The organism is Roseateles toxinivorans (assembly GCF_004362525.1).
Classification (GTDB): domain Bacteria; phylum Pseudomonadota; class Gammaproteobacteria; order Burkholderiales; family Burkholderiaceae_C; genus Paucibacter; species Paucibacter toxinivorans.
The window spans coordinates 26,941-46,499 of record NZ_SNXS01000008.1 but is presented as its reverse complement, the minus strand read 5'-3'; the positions used below and the strand labels follow the sequence as shown (position 1 = coordinate 46,499).

General features: G+C 67.2%; 19 protein-coding genes. 17 read left to right on the top strand and 2 right to left on the bottom strand.

Annotated elements, in window-relative coordinates; genetic code table 11:
• Window positions 1–45 precede the first annotated feature (45 nt).
• The 6 genes from pyk (at window position 46) to DES47_RS22945 (ending at window position 6,597) form a co-directional block, all read left to right on the top strand.
• On the top strand, window positions 46–1,476 hold the full coding sequence (gene pyk, locus DES47_RS22970; protein ID WP_133703116.1) for a pyruvate kinase: 1,431 nt from the start codon (window positions 46–48) through the stop codon (window positions 1,474–1,476).
• Between the two features lie 105 nt (window positions 1,477–1,581).
• On the top strand, window positions 1,582–2,646 hold the full coding sequence (gene fba, locus DES47_RS22965) for a class II fructose-bisphosphate aldolase (protein WP_133703115.1): 1,065 nt from the start codon (window positions 1,582–1,584) through the stop codon (window positions 2,644–2,646).
• Window positions 2,647–2,767: 121 nt separating this feature from the next.
• The gene (locus DES47_RS22960; RefSeq protein WP_133703114.1) at window positions 2,768–3,664 is read left to right on the top strand and encodes a phosphoribosylaminoimidazolesuccinocarboxamide synthase; all 897 of its coding nucleotides are present in this window, start codon (window positions 2,768–2,770) and stop codon (window positions 3,662–3,664) included.
• A 23-nt stretch (window positions 3,665–3,687) separates the two neighbouring features.
• On the top strand, window positions 3,688–4,788 hold the full coding sequence (locus DES47_RS22955) for a tetratricopeptide repeat protein (protein ID WP_133703113.1): 1,101 nt from the start codon (window positions 3,688–3,690) through the stop codon (window positions 4,786–4,788).
• Window positions 4,789–4,836: 48 nt separating this feature from the next.
• Window positions 4,837–5,913: an alpha/beta fold hydrolase gene (locus DES47_RS22950; RefSeq protein WP_133703112.1), complete on the top strand. Its 1,077-nt coding sequence runs from the start codon at window positions 4,837–4,839 to the stop codon at window positions 5,911–5,913.
• Window positions 5,914–6,042: 129 nt separating this feature from the next.
• Window positions 6,043–6,597 carry a PEP-CTERM sorting domain-containing protein gene (locus tag DES47_RS22945; protein ID WP_133703111.1) on the top strand — a complete coding sequence of 185 codons (555 nt, stop codon included), beginning with the start codon at window positions 6,043–6,045 and terminating at the stop codon, window positions 6,595–6,597.
• Between the two features lie 61 nt (window positions 6,598–6,658).
• On the opposite strand, the gene DES47_RS22940 is transcribed toward DES47_RS22945, so the two are convergent.
• Complete coding sequence (locus DES47_RS22940) at window positions 6,659–7,615, bottom strand: tetratricopeptide repeat protein (protein ID WP_133703110.1); 957 nt, start codon at window positions 7,613–7,615, stop codon at window positions 6,659–6,661.
• A 116-nt stretch (window positions 7,616–7,731) separates the two neighbouring features.
• Between DES47_RS22940 and purE the strand changes: the two genes are divergently transcribed.
• The 11 genes from purE to DES47_RS22885 all read left to right on the top strand — a co-directional run bounded on the left by purE (window position 7,732) and on the right by DES47_RS22885 (window position 18,807).
• The gene (purE, locus tag DES47_RS22935; RefSeq protein WP_208115097.1) at window positions 7,732–8,196 is read left to right on the top strand and encodes a 5-(carboxyamino)imidazole ribonucleotide mutase; all 465 of its coding nucleotides are present in this window, start codon (window positions 7,732–7,734) and stop codon (window positions 8,194–8,196) included.
• Entirely contained in the window at window positions 8,193–9,377 is a 1,185-nt protein-coding gene (locus DES47_RS22930; RefSeq protein ID WP_133703108.1) for a 5-(carboxyamino)imidazole ribonucleotide synthase, read from the top strand. Before purE ends, DES47_RS22930 begins: the two co-directional genes overlap by 4 nt.
• 2 nt (window positions 9,378–9,379) lie before the next feature.
• Entirely contained in the window at window positions 9,380–10,369 is a 990-nt protein-coding gene (locus DES47_RS22925) for an L-threonylcarbamoyladenylate synthase (protein ID WP_133703107.1), read from the top strand.
• 39 nt (window positions 10,370–10,408) lie between these two features.
• Window positions 10,409–11,410 carry an SGNH/GDSL hydrolase family protein gene (locus DES47_RS22920; RefSeq protein ID WP_133703106.1) on the top strand — a complete coding sequence of 334 codons (1,002 nt, stop codon included), beginning with the start codon at window positions 10,409–10,411 and terminating at the stop codon, window positions 11,408–11,410.
• A gap of 210 nt (window positions 11,411–11,620) precedes the next feature.
• A complete protein-coding gene (locus tag DES47_RS22915; protein WP_133703105.1) occupies window positions 11,621–12,802 on the top strand; it encodes an SGNH/GDSL hydrolase family protein in 1,182 nt (393 codons plus the stop codon).
• 26 nt (window positions 12,803–12,828) lie between these two features.
• Window positions 12,829–13,467, top strand: a complete 639-nt coding sequence (locus tag DES47_RS22910) for an OmpW/AlkL family protein (protein ID WP_133703104.1) — start codon at window positions 12,829–12,831, stop codon at window positions 13,465–13,467.
• A gap of 104 nt (window positions 13,468–13,571) precedes the next feature.
• Window positions 13,572–14,300, top strand: coding sequence for a tRNA (adenosine(37)-N6)-threonylcarbamoyltransferase complex dimerization subunit type 1 TsaB (gene tsaB / locus DES47_RS22905; protein ID WP_133703103.1), 729 nt, complete (start codon window positions 13,572–13,574; stop codon window positions 14,298–14,300).
• Entirely contained in the window at window positions 14,297–14,782 is a 486-nt protein-coding gene (rimI, locus tag DES47_RS22900) for a ribosomal protein S18-alanine N-acetyltransferase (protein ID WP_133703102.1), read from the top strand. Before tsaB ends, rimI begins: the two co-directional genes overlap by 4 nt.
• On the top strand, window positions 14,779–15,576 hold the full coding sequence (locus tag DES47_RS22895) for a uracil-DNA glycosylase (protein WP_133703101.1): 798 nt from the start codon (window positions 14,779–14,781) through the stop codon (window positions 15,574–15,576). The genes rimI and DES47_RS22895 overlap by 4 nt, the downstream gene beginning before the upstream one ends.
• 36 nt (window positions 15,577–15,612) lie before the next feature.
• A complete protein-coding gene (locus DES47_RS22890; RefSeq protein WP_133703100.1) occupies window positions 15,613–17,688 on the top strand; it encodes a putative bifunctional diguanylate cyclase/phosphodiesterase in 2,076 nt (691 codons plus the stop codon).
• Window positions 17,689–17,718: 30 nt separating this feature from the next.
• Window positions 17,719–18,807, top strand: coding sequence for a class I SAM-dependent methyltransferase (locus tag DES47_RS22885; RefSeq protein WP_133703099.1), 1,089 nt, complete (start codon window positions 17,719–17,721; stop codon window positions 18,805–18,807).
• A 95-nt stretch (window positions 18,808–18,902) separates the two neighbouring features.
• Here the strand turns inward: DES47_RS22885 and DES47_RS22880 are convergent, their stop codons facing one another.
• Window positions 18,903–19,427, bottom strand: a complete 525-nt coding sequence (locus DES47_RS22880) for an FxDxF family PEP-CTERM protein (protein ID WP_133703098.1) — start codon at window positions 19,425–19,427, stop codon at window positions 18,903–18,905.
• Window positions 19,428–19,559: the final 132 nt, after the last annotated feature.

Sequence of the window (19,559 nt, the reverse complement as noted above, 5' to 3'; positions counted from 1 at the left end):
GCTGATAATCAGCGCCTACTTGTCCCGAGTACCGAGAGCCAAAACATGTCCCGTGCCACCAAGATCGTCGCCACCCTGGGCCCCGCTTCGTCAACACCGGAGGTGCTGGAACGCATGATTCGGGCCGGCGTCGATGTGGTGCGGCTGAACTTCTCGCACGGCAAGGCGCAGGACCATATCGACCGCGCCACGATGGTGCGCGAGGTGGCCAAGGCGGCCGGCAGGTCGGTGGCCATCATGGCCGATCTGCAGGGCCCGAAGATCCGCGTCGGCAAGTTCGCCAACGGCAAGATCGAGCTGGTCAACGGCACTAAGTTCATCCTCGACGCCGACCGCGTCGAGCTGGGCGACGAGCAGGCCGTGGGCCTGGACTACAAGGAACTGCCGCGCGATGTCAAGCCCGGCGACACCCTTCTGCTCAACGATGGTCTGCTGGTCTTGATCGTCGAGGCCGTGCGCGGCGCGGCGGTGCACACCATCGTCAAGGTCGGCGGCGAGCTGTCCAACAACAAGGGCATCAACAAGCAGGGCGGTGGCCTCACGGCCCCGGCGCTGACCGGCAAGGACATGGAGGACATCAAGACGGCGATGAGCTTCCAGGCCGAGTATGTGGCGGTCAGCTTCCCGAAGAACGCTACCGACATGGAAATGGCCCGCCAGCTCTGCAATGTGGCCGGCGAACCCTACCGCCACAAGCCGGGGCTGATCGCCAAGATCGAGCGCTCGGAGGCGATTCCGCATCTGGAGTCCATCCTGAAGGCCAGCGACGGCATCATGGTGGCGCGTGGCGATCTGGCCGTCGAGGTCGGGAACGCGGCCGTGCCGGCGCTGCAAAAACGCATGATCAAGCTTGCCCGCGAGCTGGACAAGGTGGCGATCACCGCCACGCAGATGATGGAGTCGATGATCGTCAACCCGGTGCCGACCCGCGCCGAGGTGTCGGATGTGGCCAACGCGGTGCTGGACGGCACCGATGCCGTGATGCTCAGCGCCGAGACGGCCGCAGGCAAGTACCCGGTCGAAACCATCGAGCAGATGGCCGCGATCGCGCTGGAGGCCGAACGGGCCGAGTTCGTGAGCCTTGACACCGACTTCGCCGGCCGCCAGTTCGGCCGCATCGACCAGTCGATCGCCATGGGCGCGCTGTTCACCGCCTTCCACCTCGGCTGCAAGGCCATCGTGGCGCTGACCGAATCGGGCTCCACCGCGCTGTGGATGAGCCGACACCGCATCCAGGTGCCGATCTTCGCGCTGACCACCCAGCCGCTGAGCCAGACCAAGATGACGCTGTACCGCAATGTGCGGCCGCTGCTGATGCCCAAGTACGAGGACCGCGACACGGCCCTCGCCGCCGCCGAGAAGCTGCTGGTGGACCAGGGCGTGCTGATGCCGGGCGACACCTATGCCATCACCTGCGGCGAGCCGATGGGCTACCCCGGTGGCACGAATATGTTGAAGGTCTGCCGCGTGGCGTGATGGCCATGGCGCCCCGGTAGAATCGGCTCAAGTTACGGCGTGGTTACAGGGTCTGAAATGCACCCGATAGTCGCGCGCACCGGTTTTTCAACTTAGGGGACTCTCATGGCACTCGTTTCCATGCGCCAATTGCTGGACCATGCCGCCGAACATGGCTACGGCATCCCGGCCTTCAACGTCAACAATCTGGAGCAGGTGCAGGCCGTGATGGCCGCCGCCGACGAGGTCGGTGCGCCGGTGATACTGCAGGCCTCGGCCGGGGCGCGCAAGTACGCCGGCGAGAGCTTTATCAAGCACCTGATCCAGGCCGCCGTCGAGGCCTATCCGCACATCCCGCTGGTGATGCACCAGGACCATGGCACCAGCCCCAAGGTCTGCGCCGGCGCCATCGACCTGGGCTTCGGCTCGGTGATGATGGACGGCTCGCTGATGGAAGACGGCAAGACGCCGGCCTCGTTCGAGTACAACATGGAGGTGACCCGCAAGGTCGTCGAGATGTCTCACAAGGTCGGCGTCACCGTCGAGGGCGAGCTGGGCTGCCTGGGCAATCTTGAAACCGGCGAGGCCGGCGAGGAAGACGGCATCGGTGCCGAGGGCAAGCTGGACCACAGCCAGATGCTGACCGACCCTGAAGAGGCCGCCGTCTTCGTCAAGGCCACCCAGCTGGACGCGCTGGCCATCGCCATCGGCACCAGCCACGGCGCCTACAAGTTCTCGCGCAAGCCCACCGGCGACATCCTGGCCATCGGCCGTGTCAAGGAAATCCACAAGCGCATTCCCAACACCCATCTGGTGATGCACGGCTCGTCGTCGGTGCCCCAGGATTTGCTGGCCATCATCAACCAGTACGGCGGCAAGATGAAGGAAACCTTCGGGGTGCCGGTCGAGGAAATCCAGGAAGCGATCAAGCACGGCGTGCGCAAGATCAATATCGACACCGACATCCGCCTGGCGATGACCGGCGCGGTGCGCAAGTTCCTGGCCGAGAACCCCGACAAGTTCGACGCTCGCGAATGGCTGAAGCCGGCCCGCGAGGCCGCCAAGGCGATCTGCAAGCAGCGTTATCTGCAGTTCGGCTGCGAAGGCCAGGCCGCCAAGATCCAGCCCCGCTCGCTGGTCGATGTGGCTGCGGCCTATGCGCGCGGCGAACTGAATCAGGTCGTGCAGTAACAAAAGCGCATCCACAACAAGAAGGACGCCTCGCGAATCTTGCCCGCCGTGCTGTCAGCCCGGCGGGCTTTTTTGCATCAATCAGCGCCTAAAATCCAGCCTTCTCTGACGGAACCCCACCATGACCGCTGCCCTGCTCGAATCCTCGCTGACCTCGCTCCCCCTGATCGCTCGTGGCAAGGTGCGCGAAAACTATGCGGTGGGCACGGACCGCATCCTGATGGTGGCCAGTGACCGGCTCTCGGCCTTCGACGTCATCATGGGTGAGCCCATTCCTGGCAAGGGCGCGTTGCTGACGCAGATGGCACTGTTCTGGTTCAAGCAGCTGGACGGCATCGTGCCGAACCACCTCACCGGCGACGATCCGCTCTCGGTCGTGACCGAGGCCGAGAAGGCGCAGGTGCGCGATCGCTCGATGCTGGTCAAGCGACTCAAGCCCCTGCCGGTCGAGGCAGTCGTGCGTGGCTATCTGGCCGGCAGCGGCTGGGCCGAGTACCAGAAGAACGGTGAGGTCTGCGGCGTCAAGTTGCCCTCGGGCCTGAAGAACGCGTCCAAGCTGCCCGAACCCATCTTCACCCCGGCGACCAAGGCCGAGATGGGCGACCACGACGAGAACATCTCGTTCGACAAGATGGTCGAGATCATCGGCGCCGACCTGGCCACCCGGGTGCGCGACATCTCGATCGCGCTGTATCGCCGCGCCGCCGACTATGCGCTGGGCAAGGGCATCATCATTGCCGACACCAAGTTCGAGTTCGGTCTTGATGCCGACGGCACCTTGACCCTGATGGACGAGGTGCTGACGCCCGACTCCTCGCGCTACTGGCCGGTCGAGAGCTATGCCGAGGGCATCAACCCGCCCAGCTACGACAAGCAGTTCGTGCGCGACTGGCTGGAGCAGGCCACGGTTGACGGCAAGCCCTGGGGCAAGGTGGCCCCGGCGCCGGCCCTGCCGGCCGAGGTGATTGCCAAGACCAGGGCGAAGTATGAGGAAGCCTTGGCGCGTCTGACCCAATGAGAGAAACCAGCGAAGGGCCCGTCATGCTGCTGACCTCCCGATTGAGCAAAAGCCTTGAGCGCGAGATCGCCAAGGCCGGCAACCCGATCGAACTGGCCTGCCTGAAGGCACAACGCGCCATCCTGCTGATGCGCCATGGCCATCTGCCTGAGGCGCGCGAGGTGCTGACGGCCCTGCACCAGCAGGCCTTCCAGTACCCGAATCCGGCGCTGGGCGCATGGCTGCATCTGGCCGAGGGCCTGATGAGCTACTACACCGATTTCAGCAGCAGCGCCCGAGACAAGGTGCTGCGCGCCCATGCCATCAGCCGCAGTGCCGGCATGCGGCCGCTGCAGGCGCTCAGTGCGGCCTGGCTGGCCCATATCCACTTCGCCGAGCATCAGCTCGAGCCGATGGCGCTCTATCTGGCCGAGACCCTGCGGCTGGCCGCACCCGACCAACATGCCGCCCGCAGCCGCGCCTGCATGGTGGCGGCCCAGGGCTATCACTTCGCCGATCGCATGGGCCAGGCCAGCAGCTGGTATATGCGGGCCCGCACCCATGCGAATGCCGAGGGTGACGACGCGACCCTGTCCCACCTGATACACAACATGGCCCAGTTGCGCACCGCCCAGGCGCGGCGGGCCCACCTCACGGGCCGGCCCACAGCGGCCGATGGCGGGCTGATGCTGGGTGCGGATTCGATCCAGCACTATGACGAGGCCGTTGGCGGCTCGGCCATGGAGGGACTGGTGCCGATACTGCGTGCCCAGGTGCTGGTGGTGGAGGGCGATTTCGCCGGTGCCCAGGCGCTGTACGAGGAGCATCTGCCTCGGGCCATGTCGCTGGGCCTGGCCCGGCTGGGCAGCAGCCTGCTGGCCGATCTGGCCTGGTGCCGGGTCAACACCGGGCAGGCCGAGCACGCGCTGCGGCAGGCCCACGAGTCCGAGGTCGAGCTGGACCCGGACTGCGATGTCGATGACCGCGCCGCCACGCATGCACGCCTGGCTCAGGTCTACACGGCCTTGGGTGATTCAGCCGCGGCGCGCCGCCACACCGATCTGGCCGAGACGGCCTGGCTGGAGTTTGGCGTCCAGCAACGGCAATGGGCGACTGCGTTGGATGAGGGCTTGGCCGGCCTCTGACGAGCCTCGGGCGCCGCATCCACCCATCGATGATCGGACCGAACGCCCATGCCCACACGTCCGAACGCGACGTCCGCCCTGCGGCAAGACCTGCGCTTCGCCCACCTGCAATCCGGCGCCCGCATTGCCTGGGCCACCAGCGGCCAGGGCCCGGCCCTGGTGCGCGCAGCGCACTGGATGACCCATGTCGAGCACGACCTGAACTCGCCGATCTGGCGACCCTGGCTGGAACGGTTGGGCCGCGAGGTGCGCTTGATACGCTACGACGAGCGCGGCTGCGGCCTGTCTGGCCCGGACGATCAGCCGCTGGGTCTGGAGGCCGCCGTCGAGGAACTGGAGGTGGTGATCGAGGCGACGGGCCTTGCGCGCGTGGCGCTGCTGGGCATGTCGGGGGCGGCCGCGCCGGCCGTGGCCTATGCGGCGCGCCACCCGGAGCGGGTCACCCATCTGGTCCTGCTGGGCGGCTACACCCATGGCCTGATGCACCGCCAGCCCTCGGCCAAGGCACTGCAGTGGCATGAGGCTATCGTCAAGCTGGTCGAACTCGGCTGGGGCCAGCGCGACGCGGCCGTACAGCAGTTCTTCACCGCGCAGATGATTCCCGACGCCACCCCAGCGCAGGCGCGTGCGCTGAATGAGCAGCAGCGCCTGTCCTGCACGGCCGAGCGCGCGGCGGCGATTCTGCGTGCCCGTGTGGCGCTGGATGTGCGCGAGTGGTTGCCCCTGGTGGGCTGCCCGACCCTGGTGTTGCATGCGCAGGGTGATGGCATCGTGTCGGTAGAGCTCGGGCGGGAGCTGGCGGCGGCGATCACTGGTGCGCGCTTCGAAACCCTGGCCTCGCGCAACCACCTGCCGCTGGCCGGAGAGCCGGCATTCGAGCGCTTTTGCGAGGCCGTCGGCGGCTTTGTCGCCGAGCGCCCGGCCGTCGCCCAGGGCAGCTTCACGCCGCGCGAGCGCGAGTTGCTGGGCCTGGTCGCCCAGGGTTTGGACAATCTGCAGATCAGCGCCCATCTGGGCCTGGCGGATCAGACGGTGCGCAATGCGCTGTCCAAGCTCTACGCCACCCTGGGCGTGGAGGGCCGGCCTCAGGCCGTGGCCCGGGCTCGCGATCTCGGTTTTGGCTGAGGTGCAGGGACATCTGTCCCCGGCTTGGGCACCCCAGGGCGCGGTTTGGTACGGCCGTCCCATGGCCCCGCACGCCATGCCCGCGCCCAATGGCTGCACGGGCATTTCGCCCGATCCAAAGGACAGACCATGAAATTCCCTGTGCTCCAGGCCGCCCTTCCATTTGCCCTGGCGTCGATGTCCGCCGCAGCTGCGCCCCAGCCGTTCAGCGCCAGCTACACCGGCACCGCCCAGGTGGTGGAGGTGCTCAATCCGACCGGCCCGGTGCTGCGTTTCGAGACGCTGGCCGCCGGGACGGGCACATTTGATCTGGGCAGCTATTTCTCGACCGATGTCATCGACATGTCCACCGGCGCCGGCACCGGCACGAACCGCTTCGTCGCCGGCAATGGCGACGAGCTTTTCGGTGCGTTCAGCGTGCAGGTGATTCCCACCGCGGTGCCCAATATCGTCGAGCTACTGGGTCAGGCCACCTTCACCGGCGGCACCGGCCAGTTCAGTGGCGCCACAGGCAGTGCCGCCTTCACCGGTTCGGGTGTCTTCACCAGCCAGACGGTGGCGACGGCAACCTTGAACTACAGCGGCAGCATCGCTCTGGTGCCCGAGCCCGCCAGCGGCCTGCTGATGCTGGGCGGGTTGGCGATGGCGGCGCCGGTGGTGAGGCGGTTGAACAAAAACGCCTAGACGGTTGGGGACAGAGCTTTCGACCACGCTGCGCGTGGAACTCAAGGTCTGTCCCGCAAGGTCAGAAGAGGGCCATGCTCAGTTTTCTCCGGTACTGATCCAGCACCGGATCGCTGGGCTCCACATGGGCCCGGCCGGCAAGCTCCAGCGCGCCCTTCTTGACCTCGGCCGCGGCCGCCTTCGGTGCGGGCTTGGTCATCAGCTCCAGGATGGCGACATAGGTCTTGCGCGCCAGCTCGCCGTTCCAGGCCTTGTCGCGCATGATGATTTCCAGCAGCTCGTCCATCGCGGCGGTGAACTGCTGGCCCGCCAGCAGCGACTGCGCCAGCTCGAAGCGGGCATCGAAGTCGCGCTTGTTGGTGGCAATCGCCTGGGCCAGCGCCTCGGCGCTGCGTGCGGTGGGGGCGGTCTCGCAGGCGCGCAGCCAGGTGGCCAGCGCGGCCAGGCGTGGATTGGGCGTCAGCGTGTCGGCGGCCTTGGCGGCCAGCGGGGCGAAGGCCTCGGCGGCGGCGGCCGTCTGACCCAGCTCCAGCAGGGCGCGGACGAAGTCAACGCGGGCCGCCTCGTTGCCCGGGTCCTTGGCCAGCGTGTCCTGCAGGCGCTGCAGCGCGGCCTCGGTATCGCCCTCGGCCAGCAGTTCCTCTGCCTCGGCCAACTCCTCCTCGGCTTCCATCGCCTCGGTGCTGGGCACATGCTTGTCCAGGAACTCGCGGATCTGTGCCTCGGGCAGGGCGCCGACAAAGCCATCCACCGGCTGGCCACCGACAAACATCACGCAAAACGGAATGCTGCGCACGCCGAAGGCCTGGCTCAGCTGGCTGGAGATCTCGGGCTGCTCGTCGCTATTGAGCTTGGTCAGCTTGAAGCGGCCCGCGTAGGCGACTTCCAGCTTCTCCAGCAGCGGGCCCAGGGCCTTGCAGGGGCCGCACCAGGGGGCCCAGATGTCGAGCAGGACGGGTTGCTGCATCGATGCCTGCAGCAGTTCGGATTCGAAGTTCTGGATCGTGATGTCGGTCATGGCCTGCACTGCAAAAGAGAGCGTAAGGAGGAACGTGGCGCCCGCCGCCTACAATTCAAGGCTTACTAGCAATGGAGCGAGCCTTGACGAGCGCCTCTCCCGTGGTTGGTGTGGTGATGGGCTCCAGCAGCGACTGGGAAACCCTCAAGCACGCCGCCGACATTCTCGCCGAGTTCGGCATCGCCTTCGAAACCCGTGTGGTTTCGGCCCACCGCATGCCCGACGATATGTTCGCCTATGCCGAGGCCGCGGTCGGCCGTGGCCTGAAGGCCATCATCGCCGGTGCTGGCGGCGCCGCCCATCTGCCGGGCATGCTGGCGGCCAAGACGGTGGTGCCGGTGCTGGGCGTGCCGGTGGCCAGCCGCCATCTGCAGGGCGTTGATTCGCTGCACTCGATCGTGCAGATGCCCAAGGGCATTCCAGTGGCTACCTTTGCCATTGGCACCGCCGGTGCGGGCAATGCCGCCTTGTTCGCGATCGCGATGCTGTCCAATGAGCAGCCCGAGCTGCGCGCCAGGCTGGAGGCCTTCAGGGCCCGCCAGACCGAGGTGGCACGCGCCATGACCCAGGACCTCAAGTGAGCCCGGTGTTACTGCCTGGTTCGGTGGATCAGCAAGGCCGGCCCGCCGCCGTCGGCGTGATGGGCGGCGGCCAGTTGGGCCGCATGTTTGTGCACGCCGCGCAGACGCTGGGCTTCGAGGTCGTTGTGCTCGATCCAGACGCCAACAGCCCGGCCGGGGCCGCGGCCCAGACGCAGATCCAGACCGCCTATCTCGATGCCGGCGGCCTGGCCGAGCTGGCGCGGCGCTGCGTCGCCATCACTACCGAATTCGAGAACGTACCCGCCGAGGCGCTGAAGACGCTGGCCCAGCAGCGCCCGGTCGCCCCGTCGGGCGAGGCCGTGGCCGTCTGCCAGGACCGCGCCGCCGAGAAGGCGCATTTCGCCGGCTGCGGCGTGCCCTGCGCGCCCTATGCGGTGATAGCGATGGCCGAGCAACTGGCGGCGGTCGATGAGGCCTTGCTGCCCGGCATCCTGAAGACCGCCCGTCTGGGCTACGACGGCAAGGGCCAGGTGCGCGTGCGCAGCCGCGCCGAGCTGGAGCAGGCCTGGGCCGAATTGAAGCAGGCGCCCTGCGTGCTGGAGCAGATGCTGCCGCTGGAGCGCGAGATCAGCGTCATCGTTGCGCGCTCGGCCGCTGGCGAGATCGTCCACTTCCCGGTGCAGCAGAATCTGCACCGCGACGGCATCCTGGCGCTGACCCAGGTGCCGGCCCCCGATGTGTCTGCGGCCCTGCAGCAGGAAGCGGTCGCCTGCGCCCGGCGCATTGCCGAGTCGCTGAACTATGTCGGTGTGCTGTGCGTCGAATTCTTCGTGCTGCGAGACGGCCGTTTGGTCGCCAACGAGATGGCGCCGCGACCGCACAACTCGGGCCACTACAGCATCGATGCCTGCGATCTGTCGCAATTCGACTGCCAGCTGCGCGCGATGACAGGCCTGCCGCTGGTGCAGCCACGTCTGCATTCGCCCTGCGCCATGGTCAACCTTCTGGGCGACCTCTGGTTCGATGACCAGGGCCGGCAGCGCACCCCGGCCTGGGACCAGTTGCTGGCTCTGCCCGGCGTGCATCTGCATTTGTACGGCAAGACCGAGGCCCGCGCCGGCCGCAAGATGGGCCATCTGACACTGACCGCCGCCACCGCCGAGCAGGCACTGGCCACCGCCAACCGCGCGGCGGCCCTGCTCGGTCTGCCGGGGTTTTGACCGTGCTGGTTGCTGGTATCGATCCTGCCGCGCTGGCCGAGGGCGCCAGGCGTCTGACAGCAGGCGAGCTGGTCGCCTTTCCGACCGAAACGGTCTACGGCCTGGGTGCCCGCGCCGACGACGATGCGGCCGTGGCCAAGATCTTTGCCGCCAAGGGCAGGCCCAGCGACCATCCGCTGATCGTCCATGTGCTGGACGAGGCGGACGCCGCGCTGTTCGCCAGCACCTTGCCGCCGGTGGCCCAAAAGCTGATGCATGCCTTCTGGCCCGGGCCGCTGACGGTGATCGTGCCGCGCGCGCCTGGGCGTGGCGCGGCAGCGGCAGGGGGGCAGGACAGCATAGGTCTGCGCTGCCCGGCGCATCCGGTCGCCCGTGCCTTGCTGCAGGCGGCGCGGGTCCAGGGCGTGCTGGGCGTTGCCGCGCCGAGTGCCAACCGCTTCGGCCGCGTCAGCCCGACCAGCGCCGCCCATGTGGTCGGCGAATTCGAGCCCGGCCTGCTGGTGCTCGATGGCGGCGACTGCGAGGTCGGCATCGAATCCAGCATCGTTGACTGCAGTCGCGGCCGTCCGGTGCTGTTGCGGCCGGGCGTGATCACGCGGGCGCAGATCGAGGCGGCGATCGGCGAACCGTTGGGGCAGCTTGACGCCGCGGCGCCCCGCGCCTCGGGCACGCTGGAGGCGCATTACGCCCCGGCCGCCACAGTGCGCCTGCTGACCCTGCCGGTACTGCGTGACGCGCTTGCAAAGACGCCGCAACAGGGTCTTGAGGGTGTGGCGGTATATTCCCGGACGCTGAGCCCACGTGCGGGCTCTCTCGACAGGCACATGCCTGACGACGCAATTGCCGCCGCGCACGAGTTGTTTGCGGTGTTACGCGCGCTGGATGACGCCGGCGCGCGACAGATCTGGATCGAAGCGCCCGAACAGGACCCGGCTTGGGATGGTGTGCGTGACCGCTTGACGCGGGCCGCGGCCGCCACCCCTGGTGCCTAGGACGGCGATGACAAGTGTGATGATGGAGCGAGTGTTCTCATGAAGATGTTCAAGCAAGGCGCGCGGCTGCGTACCCTCTGGTGTGGCGCTGCGGCGACCCTGTTGCTGGCGGCCTGCGGCGGCGGGGGCGGTCAGGTCGAGCCTTTTGCGCCAACGCGCATCATTGCCCTGGGCGACGAGTTGAGCCTGATCACGCCAACGAGCAAGAAGTACTCGGTCAATGCGCTGGTCACCCAGACCGACACCACCCTGCCCGACAAGCTGGACTGCAAGACCTATCCGATCTGGGTGCAGACGGTCGCCACCAACTTCGGCCTGGTGTTTCCTCAGTGCAACCCCGACAACGTGGTCACCACCAACGGCGTGATGTATGCCCAGGTCGGCGCCAAGGTGGCCGATGTCAAGGCGCAGATCGATGCCCACCTGGCCAGCGGCAGCTTCAATCCCAAGGACCTGGTCACGGTGCTGGTGGGCATGAATGATGTGTTGGAACTCTACGGCCAGTTTCCGGCGCAGAGCCAGGCCACGCTGCTGGCGCTGGCCGAGCAACGCGGCCAGGCGCTGGCCGAGCAGGTCAACCGCATCGTCAATGCCAATGGCCGCTCTATCTTTGTGCTGATCCCGGACATGGGCCTGACGCCTTTTGCCCTGACCGAAAAGGCCAACAAGCCCGCCAGCGGCAGCGACCTGAACCGTGCCGCCTTTCTGACCAGCCTGAGCGCACGCTTCAATAGCAAGCTTCGTCTGGGCGTCATCAATGACGGGCGCCTGATCGGCCTGGTCAATGGCGGCGAGATGACGCAGCTGATCGCCACCTTCCCTGGGGGTTACGGCTTTGCCAACATCGACAAGCCGGCCTGCAATGTGGCGCTGCCGGACTGCACGACCAAGACCCTGACCTCGACCACCGATGCCGCCGGCACCGTGACCAAGGCCGACGCCCTGACCTGGCTGTGGGCCGATGACACCCGCTTCGGCGCCGGCATGCATGCCCGCCTGGGTTCGACGGCCTATCAGGCGGCCAGCATCCACCCGTTCTGATCCGCCCAGAAGGGCACCATCCGCTTCGACAAACCCCGCCCACGGCGGGGTTTTTTCATGGGCGCTTGGTGCATTAGACCTGTGCGCCTAAGCCGGGTTTTCCCGGAACGCAGCCGGAATGGGTCCGCCTATAGTGAGCGCCTGCCCACCAAGCAAGTGCTTGGTGGATTCGGCACGAAGGCAGCGGCCAACGAGACATAGGGGCATAGGATGAAGCGGATTGTTGTGTGGGGTTCGGCCCTTGGTTTTGCAGCGTTCCTGGCCGCTTGCGGCGGTGGTGATGCCACGATTGCCGGCAGCGGCACGCCGACCGGCGCGCCCACCACCAAGGGCACGTTCACCGCCCTGGTGTCCTTCGGCGACAGCCTCAGCGATATCGGCGCCTATGCGCCCGCCACCTCGCTGACGGGCAATGGTGCGCCGCCCTACTTCGGCGGCAAGTTCACCACCAACAGTGCCACCGGCACAGTCTGGGTCGAGAACCTGGCCAAGACCATGGGGGTGATCGTCACCCCCGCCGAAGTCGGCTTCGGTCCCAGCTCGGTGAAGTGCCCGGCCGCCGCCAATCCGACCCTGGCCGGCACCTGCACCGGCTACAGCCAGGGCGGTTCGCGCGTCACCGATCCGAACGGCATCGGCCGCGCGGGCGGTGCCCTGACGGTGCCGATGAAGACCCAGATCGCCAATCACCTGGCCCGCTTTGGCGGTTTCAAGGCCAGCGACCTGGTCCTGCTTTATGGCGGCAACAACGACGTCTTCACCCAGTTCGGTGCGTTCACCGCGGCCGCGGCCAAGGTGCAGGCCGACGCGGCCGCCGGCAAGCTGACCGCCGACCAGGCCAATGCGGCCCTGTTCGCGGCCCAGCAGCTGGCCCAGGAAGAAATGAAGAAGGCTGCGCTGGAGCTGGCGACCTATGTGAAGGATGACGTCCTGGCCAAGGGCGGCAAGTATGTGGCCGTGATGACGCTCAGCGACATCGCCGACACACCGTTCGGCAACTCGCTGCCGGCCACGGTGCGCCCGGTGCTGACCGACCTTTCCCTGGTCTTCAATCTGTGGCTGCGCGAGGGCCTGACGGGCCAGGCGGTGCAGATCATCGACACCTACCCGATCTTCAAGGACGGCTACGCCAATCCGGCCAAGTACGGCATCGTCAACAACACCGTGCCGGCCTGCGACGCCACCAAGATTGCCGCCATCACCGGCGGCAAGGTCACCGACGGCTCCTCGCTGTTCTGCAACACCACGGCCGGCGCACCCTACAACGGTCTGCGCACCGGTGCCGATATGAACACCTGGCAGTTTGCCGATGGCGTGCATCCGACCGCTGGCGGCCACAAGATCATCAGCGACGCGTTCACCACCCAGCTCAAGGCCTTTGGCTGGCTGTAAGGCATCAGGCATTCAGGAGAGACTCGATGAACAACAAACTCATTCCGCTGCTGCTGGCGGTTCCGGCCCTGCTGTGCGCGCAAGGCGCCGCAGCGCAGCTGAACAGCTTCAAGCTCGGCATGGCCTCTATCGATGTCAATTCCAGGACCACGGGCCTGCGGGGCATCGGCGTGCCCGCCGGCGGCGACCTCGAGATCAAGGATGCCAGTACCCTGGCCATCTGCTACACGCGTGAGCTGTCGCCCCATCTGAGCGTTGAAGTGGCGCTGGGCGTGCCGCCGCGCCATGACGTGATGGCCAAGGGTCCGATCGCATTCCTGGGCCGCGTGGCCACGGTCAAGCAGTTCGCGCCGACGGTGTTCCTGAATTACAGCTTCCTCGACGCGAGCTCCGCGTTCCGCCCCTTTGTCGGTATCGGCGTGAACTACACCCGCTTCATCGGTGCGAAGTCGATGATAGGCCAGAAGATCGAGCTGAGCGACTCGACCGGCCTGGCCGGCCAGGTCGGCGCGACCTATGCGATCAACAAGCAATGGGGGCTCTACGGTGCCTTCATCATGGCCAAGGTGGAGAGCGATCTGGTTGCCACGGCCACCACGGTGCAGACCACGACCATCGATTTCCGGCCCAAGGTGTTGACGGTGGGTGTCAGCTACAAATTCTGAACCTGGCCGATCGACATTGAGCGCCCCGCTGGTCGGGGCGTTTTGTTTGCTGCGAGCTCGCTGGTCTGCCCGGCCGTTTGCGGGTGCCCCGCTACACTTGCGCCATGACCGTGCTGCTGGCTCTGGATACCTCGACCGAAACCATGGCGCTGGCGCTCATCAGCCCGGCCGGCCTGTTCACGCACGAAGGCGAGTCCGGGGCCAAGTCCTCGGCCCATATGGTGCCGGAGCTGATGAAGCTGCTGGCCGCGGCCGGCCTGCGGCTGGCCGATGTCGATGCCATCGCCTTTGGCCAGGGGCCTGGCGCCTTCACCGGTCTGCGCACCGCCTGTGCCGTCGCCCAGGGACTGGCTTTTGGTGCGGGCAAACCTGTGTTGCCGCTGGACAGCCTGATGCTGGTGGCCGAGGACGCCGCCGCGCAACTGGGCGGCGATGCGACCGCACTGGGCACCGTCTGGGTGGCGATGGACGCCCGCATGCAGGAAATCTATGCCGCCGGCTACCGCTGGCAGGGCGACCATTGGCAGGCCGTGGCTGCGCCCGGCCTTTATGGGCCCGAGGCCTTGCTGCAGTGCTGGCGCGACCAGCCCCCGGCCGTGATCGCCGGATCGGCCCTGCTGGCCTTTGCCGGCACGCTTGACACGCAGGGCGCCCGCCTGCTGCCCGGCTGCGCGGCGCGGGCGCAGAGCCTGGCCAGGCTGGCGCTACAGCAATGGGCGCTGGGCCTGGCCGTCGATCCCGCGCTGGCGCTGCCCGTCTATGTGCGCGACAAGGTCGCCCACACCACCGCCGAGCGTGAGGCGCAGCGCAGCGCCCAGGGGGCGGCCCCATGAGTGCCCGCCTGCAGGTACAGCCGCCGCGCTGGTTGGCCATGGGGGTGCGCGACATCGCCGAGGTGCTGGCCTTGGAGCAGCGCGTCTATCCCTTCCCCTGGACACGGGGCAATTTCGAGGATTCTCTGGCTGCAGGCAACTACGCCCAGGTGTTGCGCAGCGAGCAGGGCCTGTTGCTAGGCTATCTGCTGGCCTTGTCCGGCTATGACGAGATGCATTTGCTGAACATCACCGTGCTGCCGCAGCAGCAGGGTTGCGGCCATGCCCGCCGCATGCTGGATGCGCTGGCCGAGACCTGCCGCGAGCGCGGTTTCAGCCAGATCTGGCTGGAGGTGAGGCAGAGCAACGCCCACGCGCGCCGCGTCTATGCACGCTATGGTTTTGCCGAGGTCGGCCTGCGCCGGGCCTACTACCCGGCCGAGGGCGGCACGCGGGAGGACGCCATCCTGATGAGCCTGGATCTGGCGGGAGGCGTAGCATGAACTGGTCCACGCGGCAGGAGGCGATGCTGGAGGCGATGGGCTTGCGCCTGTGGCAGCGCCAGCCCAAGGTGATCGAGGTGCTCGACGAGGCGCCCGCGCCGCGGGTGCCTGCCAAGGCTAGCCCGCCGGCCCCCACGCGGGCGCCCATCGTTGCCCCGACGGTTGCTCCGGCTCTCGAGCGGCCCGTGAACTTGCCCCCCAGCCAGCCGCCATCGACCGTGTCATCGCTCGATTGGACCGGCCTGCGCGAGGCCGTGTCCGGCTGCCAGGCCTGCAAGCTCTGCGAGGGCCGCACGCAGACGGTGTTTGGCGTCGGCCATGAGCGCGCGCACTGGATGGTGGTCGGCGAGGCTCCCGGCGAGCAGGAAGACTTGCAGGGCGAGCCCTTTGTCGGCACAGCCGGCCGGCTGCTCGACAGCATGCTGCGCGCCATTTCGTTGAGCCGCGGCGCGGCCGCGCCGGAGCAATCGGTCTATATCGCCAACACGCTGAAATGCCGCCCGCCGCGCAACCGCAATCCCGAGCCCGAGGAGCTGGCGCGCTGCGAGCCCTTCCTGCTGCGCCAGATCGAGCTGGTGCAGCCGCGCATCATCCTGGCCATGGGGCGTTTCGCCGTGCAATCGCTTCTGCGCAGCAGCGAACCCATTGGGCGCCTGCGCGGCCGGGTCCACCACTTCCATGGCGTGCCGCTGATCGTGACCTATCACCCGGCCTATCTGCTGCGCAACCTGACCGACAAGGCCCGCGCCTGGGAGGACCTGTGCCTGGCCCTGGATACCTTGCAGTCGACGTGACAGCAGCCGCCAACAGCGCCGCCAGGAGGCCTGCCGATGTCGGTCGCTGACGAGACCCAGGCTCAGGCGGAACTGGCGCGCTTTCGCCTGCTGGCGAACAACCTGCCGGTGCTGATCGCCGTCTACGAGATCAGCAGCAATGCCTGCCTGTTTGCCAACCGCCAGTATGCCGAGGCCTTTGGTTGGACCGAGACCTCGCTGCTGGGCCGGCACTTTGCCGAGGTCATTGGCGCCGATGCCGCGGCGCTGATTCAGCCGCATGTCGATCGCCTGCTGAGCACCCGCCAGGCGGTGCTCTACGAACGTCGTGTGCCGGCGGAAGATGGCCAGGGCGAGCGTTGGATCGAGGTCAACCTGCTGCCCCAGCTGGGGGAGGACGGTGAGGTGATGGCCACCTTCGTGCTGATTTCCGACATCACCCGCCACCGCCTGGCCGAGCGTGCGGCACGCGAGTCGGAAGAGCGCCTGGGCAAATTCATGCAGGCCAGCCTGGAGGGCATCGTCTTCCATCGCGAAGGGCTGATCACCGACGCCAACCCGCCGGCCTGCGAGCTGCTGGGCTACGGCTTGGAGGAGCTGCTGGGCCGCAGCACGCTCAGCTTCATTGCCCCCGAGGCGGTGCCCAAGGTGCAGCAGGTCATACGCTCGCGGGAAGAGACCCGCTATGAAAGCATGCTGCTTCACAAGAGCGGCGCGCATATCCCGGTCGAGTTCATCGTGCGCAGCATGATGTTCGGCGGCGAGCTGCAGCGCATGACCATCATCCGCGATCTGCGCGATCGCCTGGAGGCCCAGGCCCGCATCCATCATCTGGCCCATCACGATGCGCTGACCGGCCTGCCCAACCGCATGGCCTTCATGGAGCATCTGCAGCGCTGCTGCGCCGAGGCGCTGGACCATGGCGAGATGCTGGCCATGCTGTTCCTGGACCTGGACAACTTCAAGCGCGTCAATGACTCACTGGGCCATCTCGAAGGCGATGTGCTGCTGCGCACCGTGGCCCAGCGCCTGACTGGTGCCCTGCGCGCCACCGACCGGGTGGCCCGTTTCGGCGGTGACGAGTTCGTGCTGCTGCTGCGGCCGGTGCAGGGGCGGCTGCAGGTGGATGGCGTCGCCCGCCGCTTGCTGGCCGACGTGGAGCAGCCGGTGCTGGCCGGTGGCCGGCCCCTGTCGGTCACGCCCTCGATCGGCATCGCACTGTTCCCCGAGCAGGCCGGCACCCCCGAGCAGCTGATCCAGCGTGCCGACATGGCCATGTACCAGGCCAAGGCCCTGGGCCGGGCCAATCACCAGTTCTTCGATGCCTCCACCGCGGCCCTGGCCCTGGACGAGCTGGTGCTGGAGAGCCAGCTGTCCCACGGGCTGAGCCATGATGAGTTCGTGCTGCATTTCCAGCCCCAGTTGCAGATAGCCGATGGCCGCCTGGTTGGCGCGGAGGCCTTGATACGCTGGCAGCACCCGACCCGCGGCCTGCTGACGCCCGAGTCCTTCATCGGCGTGGCCGAGCAGCTGCGCCTGATGCTGCCACTGGGCGAGTGGATTCTCCGGGAGGCGGCACGCTGCGCCCGGCGCTGGCACGACAACGGCCTGGCCGCGGTACCGGTGGCGGTCAATCTGTCCAGCATGCAGTTCCGCCTGGAGGGCTTCGCCGCCTCGGTGGCGCGCATCCTGGCAGAAGAAGGCGTGCCCGGCGAGTGGCTGGAACTGGAGCTGACCGAACGCATGCTGATGGACGATCTGCCACTGATGCGCAAGACCTTGATCGAGCTGAAGGCGCTGGGCCTGCAGATCTCGGTTGATGATTTCGGCACCGGCCATACCCTGCTCAGCCACCTGACCCAGCTGCCTATCGACAAGCTCAAGGTCGATCGGCAGTTCGTCGAGGCCCTGCCGGACGATGCCGGCGCGCTGGCCATCACCCGAGCCATCGTGCAGATGGCCCGGGGGCTGGGGTTCACCGTGATCGCCGAGGGTGTGCAGAACCGCGCCCAGCAGGAGTTGCTGGCGCAATGGGGCTGCCAGCAGATCCAGGGCCTGGCCCTGGGTGGACCGCTGCCGGTGGCCGAGTTCGAGGCCTGGGTGGCGCAGCGCGTCTGGCCGGTGCTGGGCTGAGTCCCTTGAGCGGGCTCCTAGAATGCCCGCATGCAAAGCACTGCCGTCCCGTCTCCCCTGCACGCCCTGATCCAGCAGCAGATCCAGCACGCCGGTGGCTGGTTGCCCTTTGACCGGTTCATGGCCCTGGCCCTGTACGAGCCCGGCCTCGGTTACTACGCCAACCAGAGCCCCAAGTTCGGCCTGATGCCCTCCAGCGGCTCGGACTTCGTCACCGCCCCCGAGTTGTCACCGCTGTTCGGCGAAGCGCTGGCGAGCCAGCTCGCCCAGGCGCTGCAGGCCACCGGCACAGGCGACCTGTGGGAGTTCGGTGCCGGCTCCGGCGCCCTGGCCGAGCAGTTGCTGGAGGCCCTGGGCGAGGCGGTGCGCAGCTACACCATCGTCGATCTGTCCGGCAGCCTGCGGGCCCGTCAGGCACAACGGCTGGCGCGCTTTGGCGACAAGGTGCGCTGGCTGGCCGAGCTGCCCGAGCAGATCGAGGGGGTGGTCGTCGGCAACGAAGTGCTGGATGCGATGCCGGTGCAACTGCTGCACTGGAATGGTGACCAATGGTGGGAGCGTGGTGTCGCCATCGGTGACCGGGGTTTTGCATGGGCCGACCGGCCGACCCATTTGCGGCCGCCGGTGGAAGGCGGTTTCGTGCCCGGCTCGGTGATCGAGATCCATCCGCAGGCGGAGGCCTTTGTGCGCACCCTGGGTGAACGGCTGGTCCGCGGCGCGGTGTTTCTGCTCGACTATGGATTCCCCGAGGCCGAGTACTACCACCCGCAGCGCAGCGGCGGCACCCTGATGTGCCATCGCCTGCACCAGAGCGATATGGACCCGCTGGTCGATGTCGGGCTGAAAGACATCACCGCCCACATCAACTTCACCGGCATCGCGCTGGCGGCCCAGGAGGCCGGGCTCGAGGTGCTGGGCTACACCTCGCAGGGCCGCTTTCTGCTGAACTGCGGACTGACCGAGCTCATGCAGGGCGCCGACTTCCGCACCCTGGCCCCGGCCCAGAAGCTGGTCGCCGAGCATGAGATGGGCGAGTTGTTCAAGGTCATCGGCCTGGCGCGGGGCGAGGCTTTCGATGCACTGGGGTTCAGCGCGGGCGACCGCAGCCATCGCCTTTGAGCGGGTGCCGCGGAGCATCGGCCGCACGAGGAAAAAAAGCGCCCCGTTTCCGGAGCGCTTTTCGGCAGCCTGCAGGCCGCGAGTTCAGTCTGGAATCAGGCCTTGTTGCGGCGGCGCGAGATGAAGCCCACGGCGGCCAAGCCGGCCAGCATCAGTGCGTAGGTCTCGGGCTCGGGCACCGGCGTAATCGACGACGACAGCAGATAGCTGCCGCCATTCTTGCCGTCAACGGTGCCGGTGACGCGATAGAAGTAGTTGCCGGCCGTCACGCTCAGGAACGTCTTGTTGGCAGCCAGCGAATCAAAGCTGAAGAAGCCCTTGGACGCGTCATTGGTGTAGTCGGCATCGCCATTGTCGGCAAACAACTCGACCTTGCCGCCATTGATGTCAAACACCGGAGGGGCATCGTTGCTGACGCCGGTCGCGAGTACGTCGAAGGTGCCAGCCAGGCTGAACTTGTAGACATGATCGATCGGCAATGCGCCAGCCGTCATGATCCACCAGGCGGCCATCTCGGCCGGGTCGTGGTTGGTCCAATCGGCCTGCACCGTGGGGACAGCGTTGGCGGACAACGCAGCGGCCGCCAAGCTGGCCGCAACGAGGGATGATTTCAATTTCATGGGTTCCTCCAGTACAAAACGGTACCGGCCGATTCTGGCGGGGCACCTGACCCCGGGCTATCCCTCGTAGTAGGGGGAAACAGCGGCTTACGGGCCTCAAATGTGTATCAGTTGTTTCAGGCTGGTGAGGGA

Coding starts and splice junctions, on each gene's coding strand:
- DES47_RS22885 (WP_133703099.1), top strand. CDS start 17,719: ATGCAAAGCACTGCCGTCCCGTCTCCCCTGCACGCCCTGATCCAGCAG.
- pyk (WP_133703116.1), top strand. CDS start 46: ATGTCCCGTGCCACCAAGATCGTCGCCACCCTGGGCCCCGCTTCGTCA.
- DES47_RS22890 (WP_133703100.1), top strand. CDS start 15,613: ATGTCGGTCGCTGACGAGACCCAGGCTCAGGCGGAACTGGCGCGCTTT.
- DES47_RS22950 (WP_133703112.1), top strand. CDS start 4,837: ATGCCCACACGTCCGAACGCGACGTCCGCCCTGCGGCAAGACCTGCGC.
- purE (WP_208115097.1), top strand. CDS start 7,732: ATGGGCTCCAGCAGCGACTGGGAAACCCTCAAGCACGCCGCCGACATT.
- fba (WP_133703115.1), top strand. CDS start 1,582: ATGGCACTCGTTTCCATGCGCCAATTGCTGGACCATGCCGCCGAACAT.
- DES47_RS22945 (WP_133703111.1), top strand. CDS start 6,043: ATGAAATTCCCTGTGCTCCAGGCCGCCCTTCCATTTGCCCTGGCGTCG.
- DES47_RS22915 (WP_133703105.1), top strand. CDS start 11,621: ATGAAGCGGATTGTTGTGTGGGGTTCGGCCCTTGGTTTTGCAGCGTTC.
- tsaB (WP_133703103.1), top strand. CDS start 13,572: ATGACCGTGCTGCTGGCTCTGGATACCTCGACCGAAACCATGGCGCTG.
- DES47_RS22920 (WP_133703106.1), top strand. CDS start 10,409: ATGAAGATGTTCAAGCAAGGCGCGCGGCTGCGTACCCTCTGGTGTGGC.
- DES47_RS22960 (WP_133703114.1), top strand. CDS start 2,768: ATGACCGCTGCCCTGCTCGAATCCTCGCTGACCTCGCTCCCCCTGATC.
- DES47_RS22940 (WP_133703110.1), bottom strand. CDS start 7,615: ATGACCGACATCACGATCCAGAACTTCGAATCCGAACTGCTGCAGGCA.
- DES47_RS22910 (WP_133703104.1), top strand. CDS start 12,829: ATGAACAACAAACTCATTCCGCTGCTGCTGGCGGTTCCGGCCCTGCTG.
- DES47_RS22895 (WP_133703101.1), top strand. CDS start 14,779: ATGAACTGGTCCACGCGGCAGGAGGCGATGCTGGAGGCGATGGGCTTG.
- DES47_RS22880 (WP_133703098.1), bottom strand. CDS start 19,427: ATGAAATTGAAATCATCCCTCGTTGCGGCCAGCTTGGCGGCCGCTGCG.
- DES47_RS22955 (WP_133703113.1), top strand. CDS start 3,688: ATGCTGCTGACCTCCCGATTGAGCAAAAGCCTTGAGCGCGAGATCGCC.
- rimI (WP_133703102.1), top strand. CDS start 14,297: ATGAGTGCCCGCCTGCAGGTACAGCCGCCGCGCTGGTTGGCCATGGGG.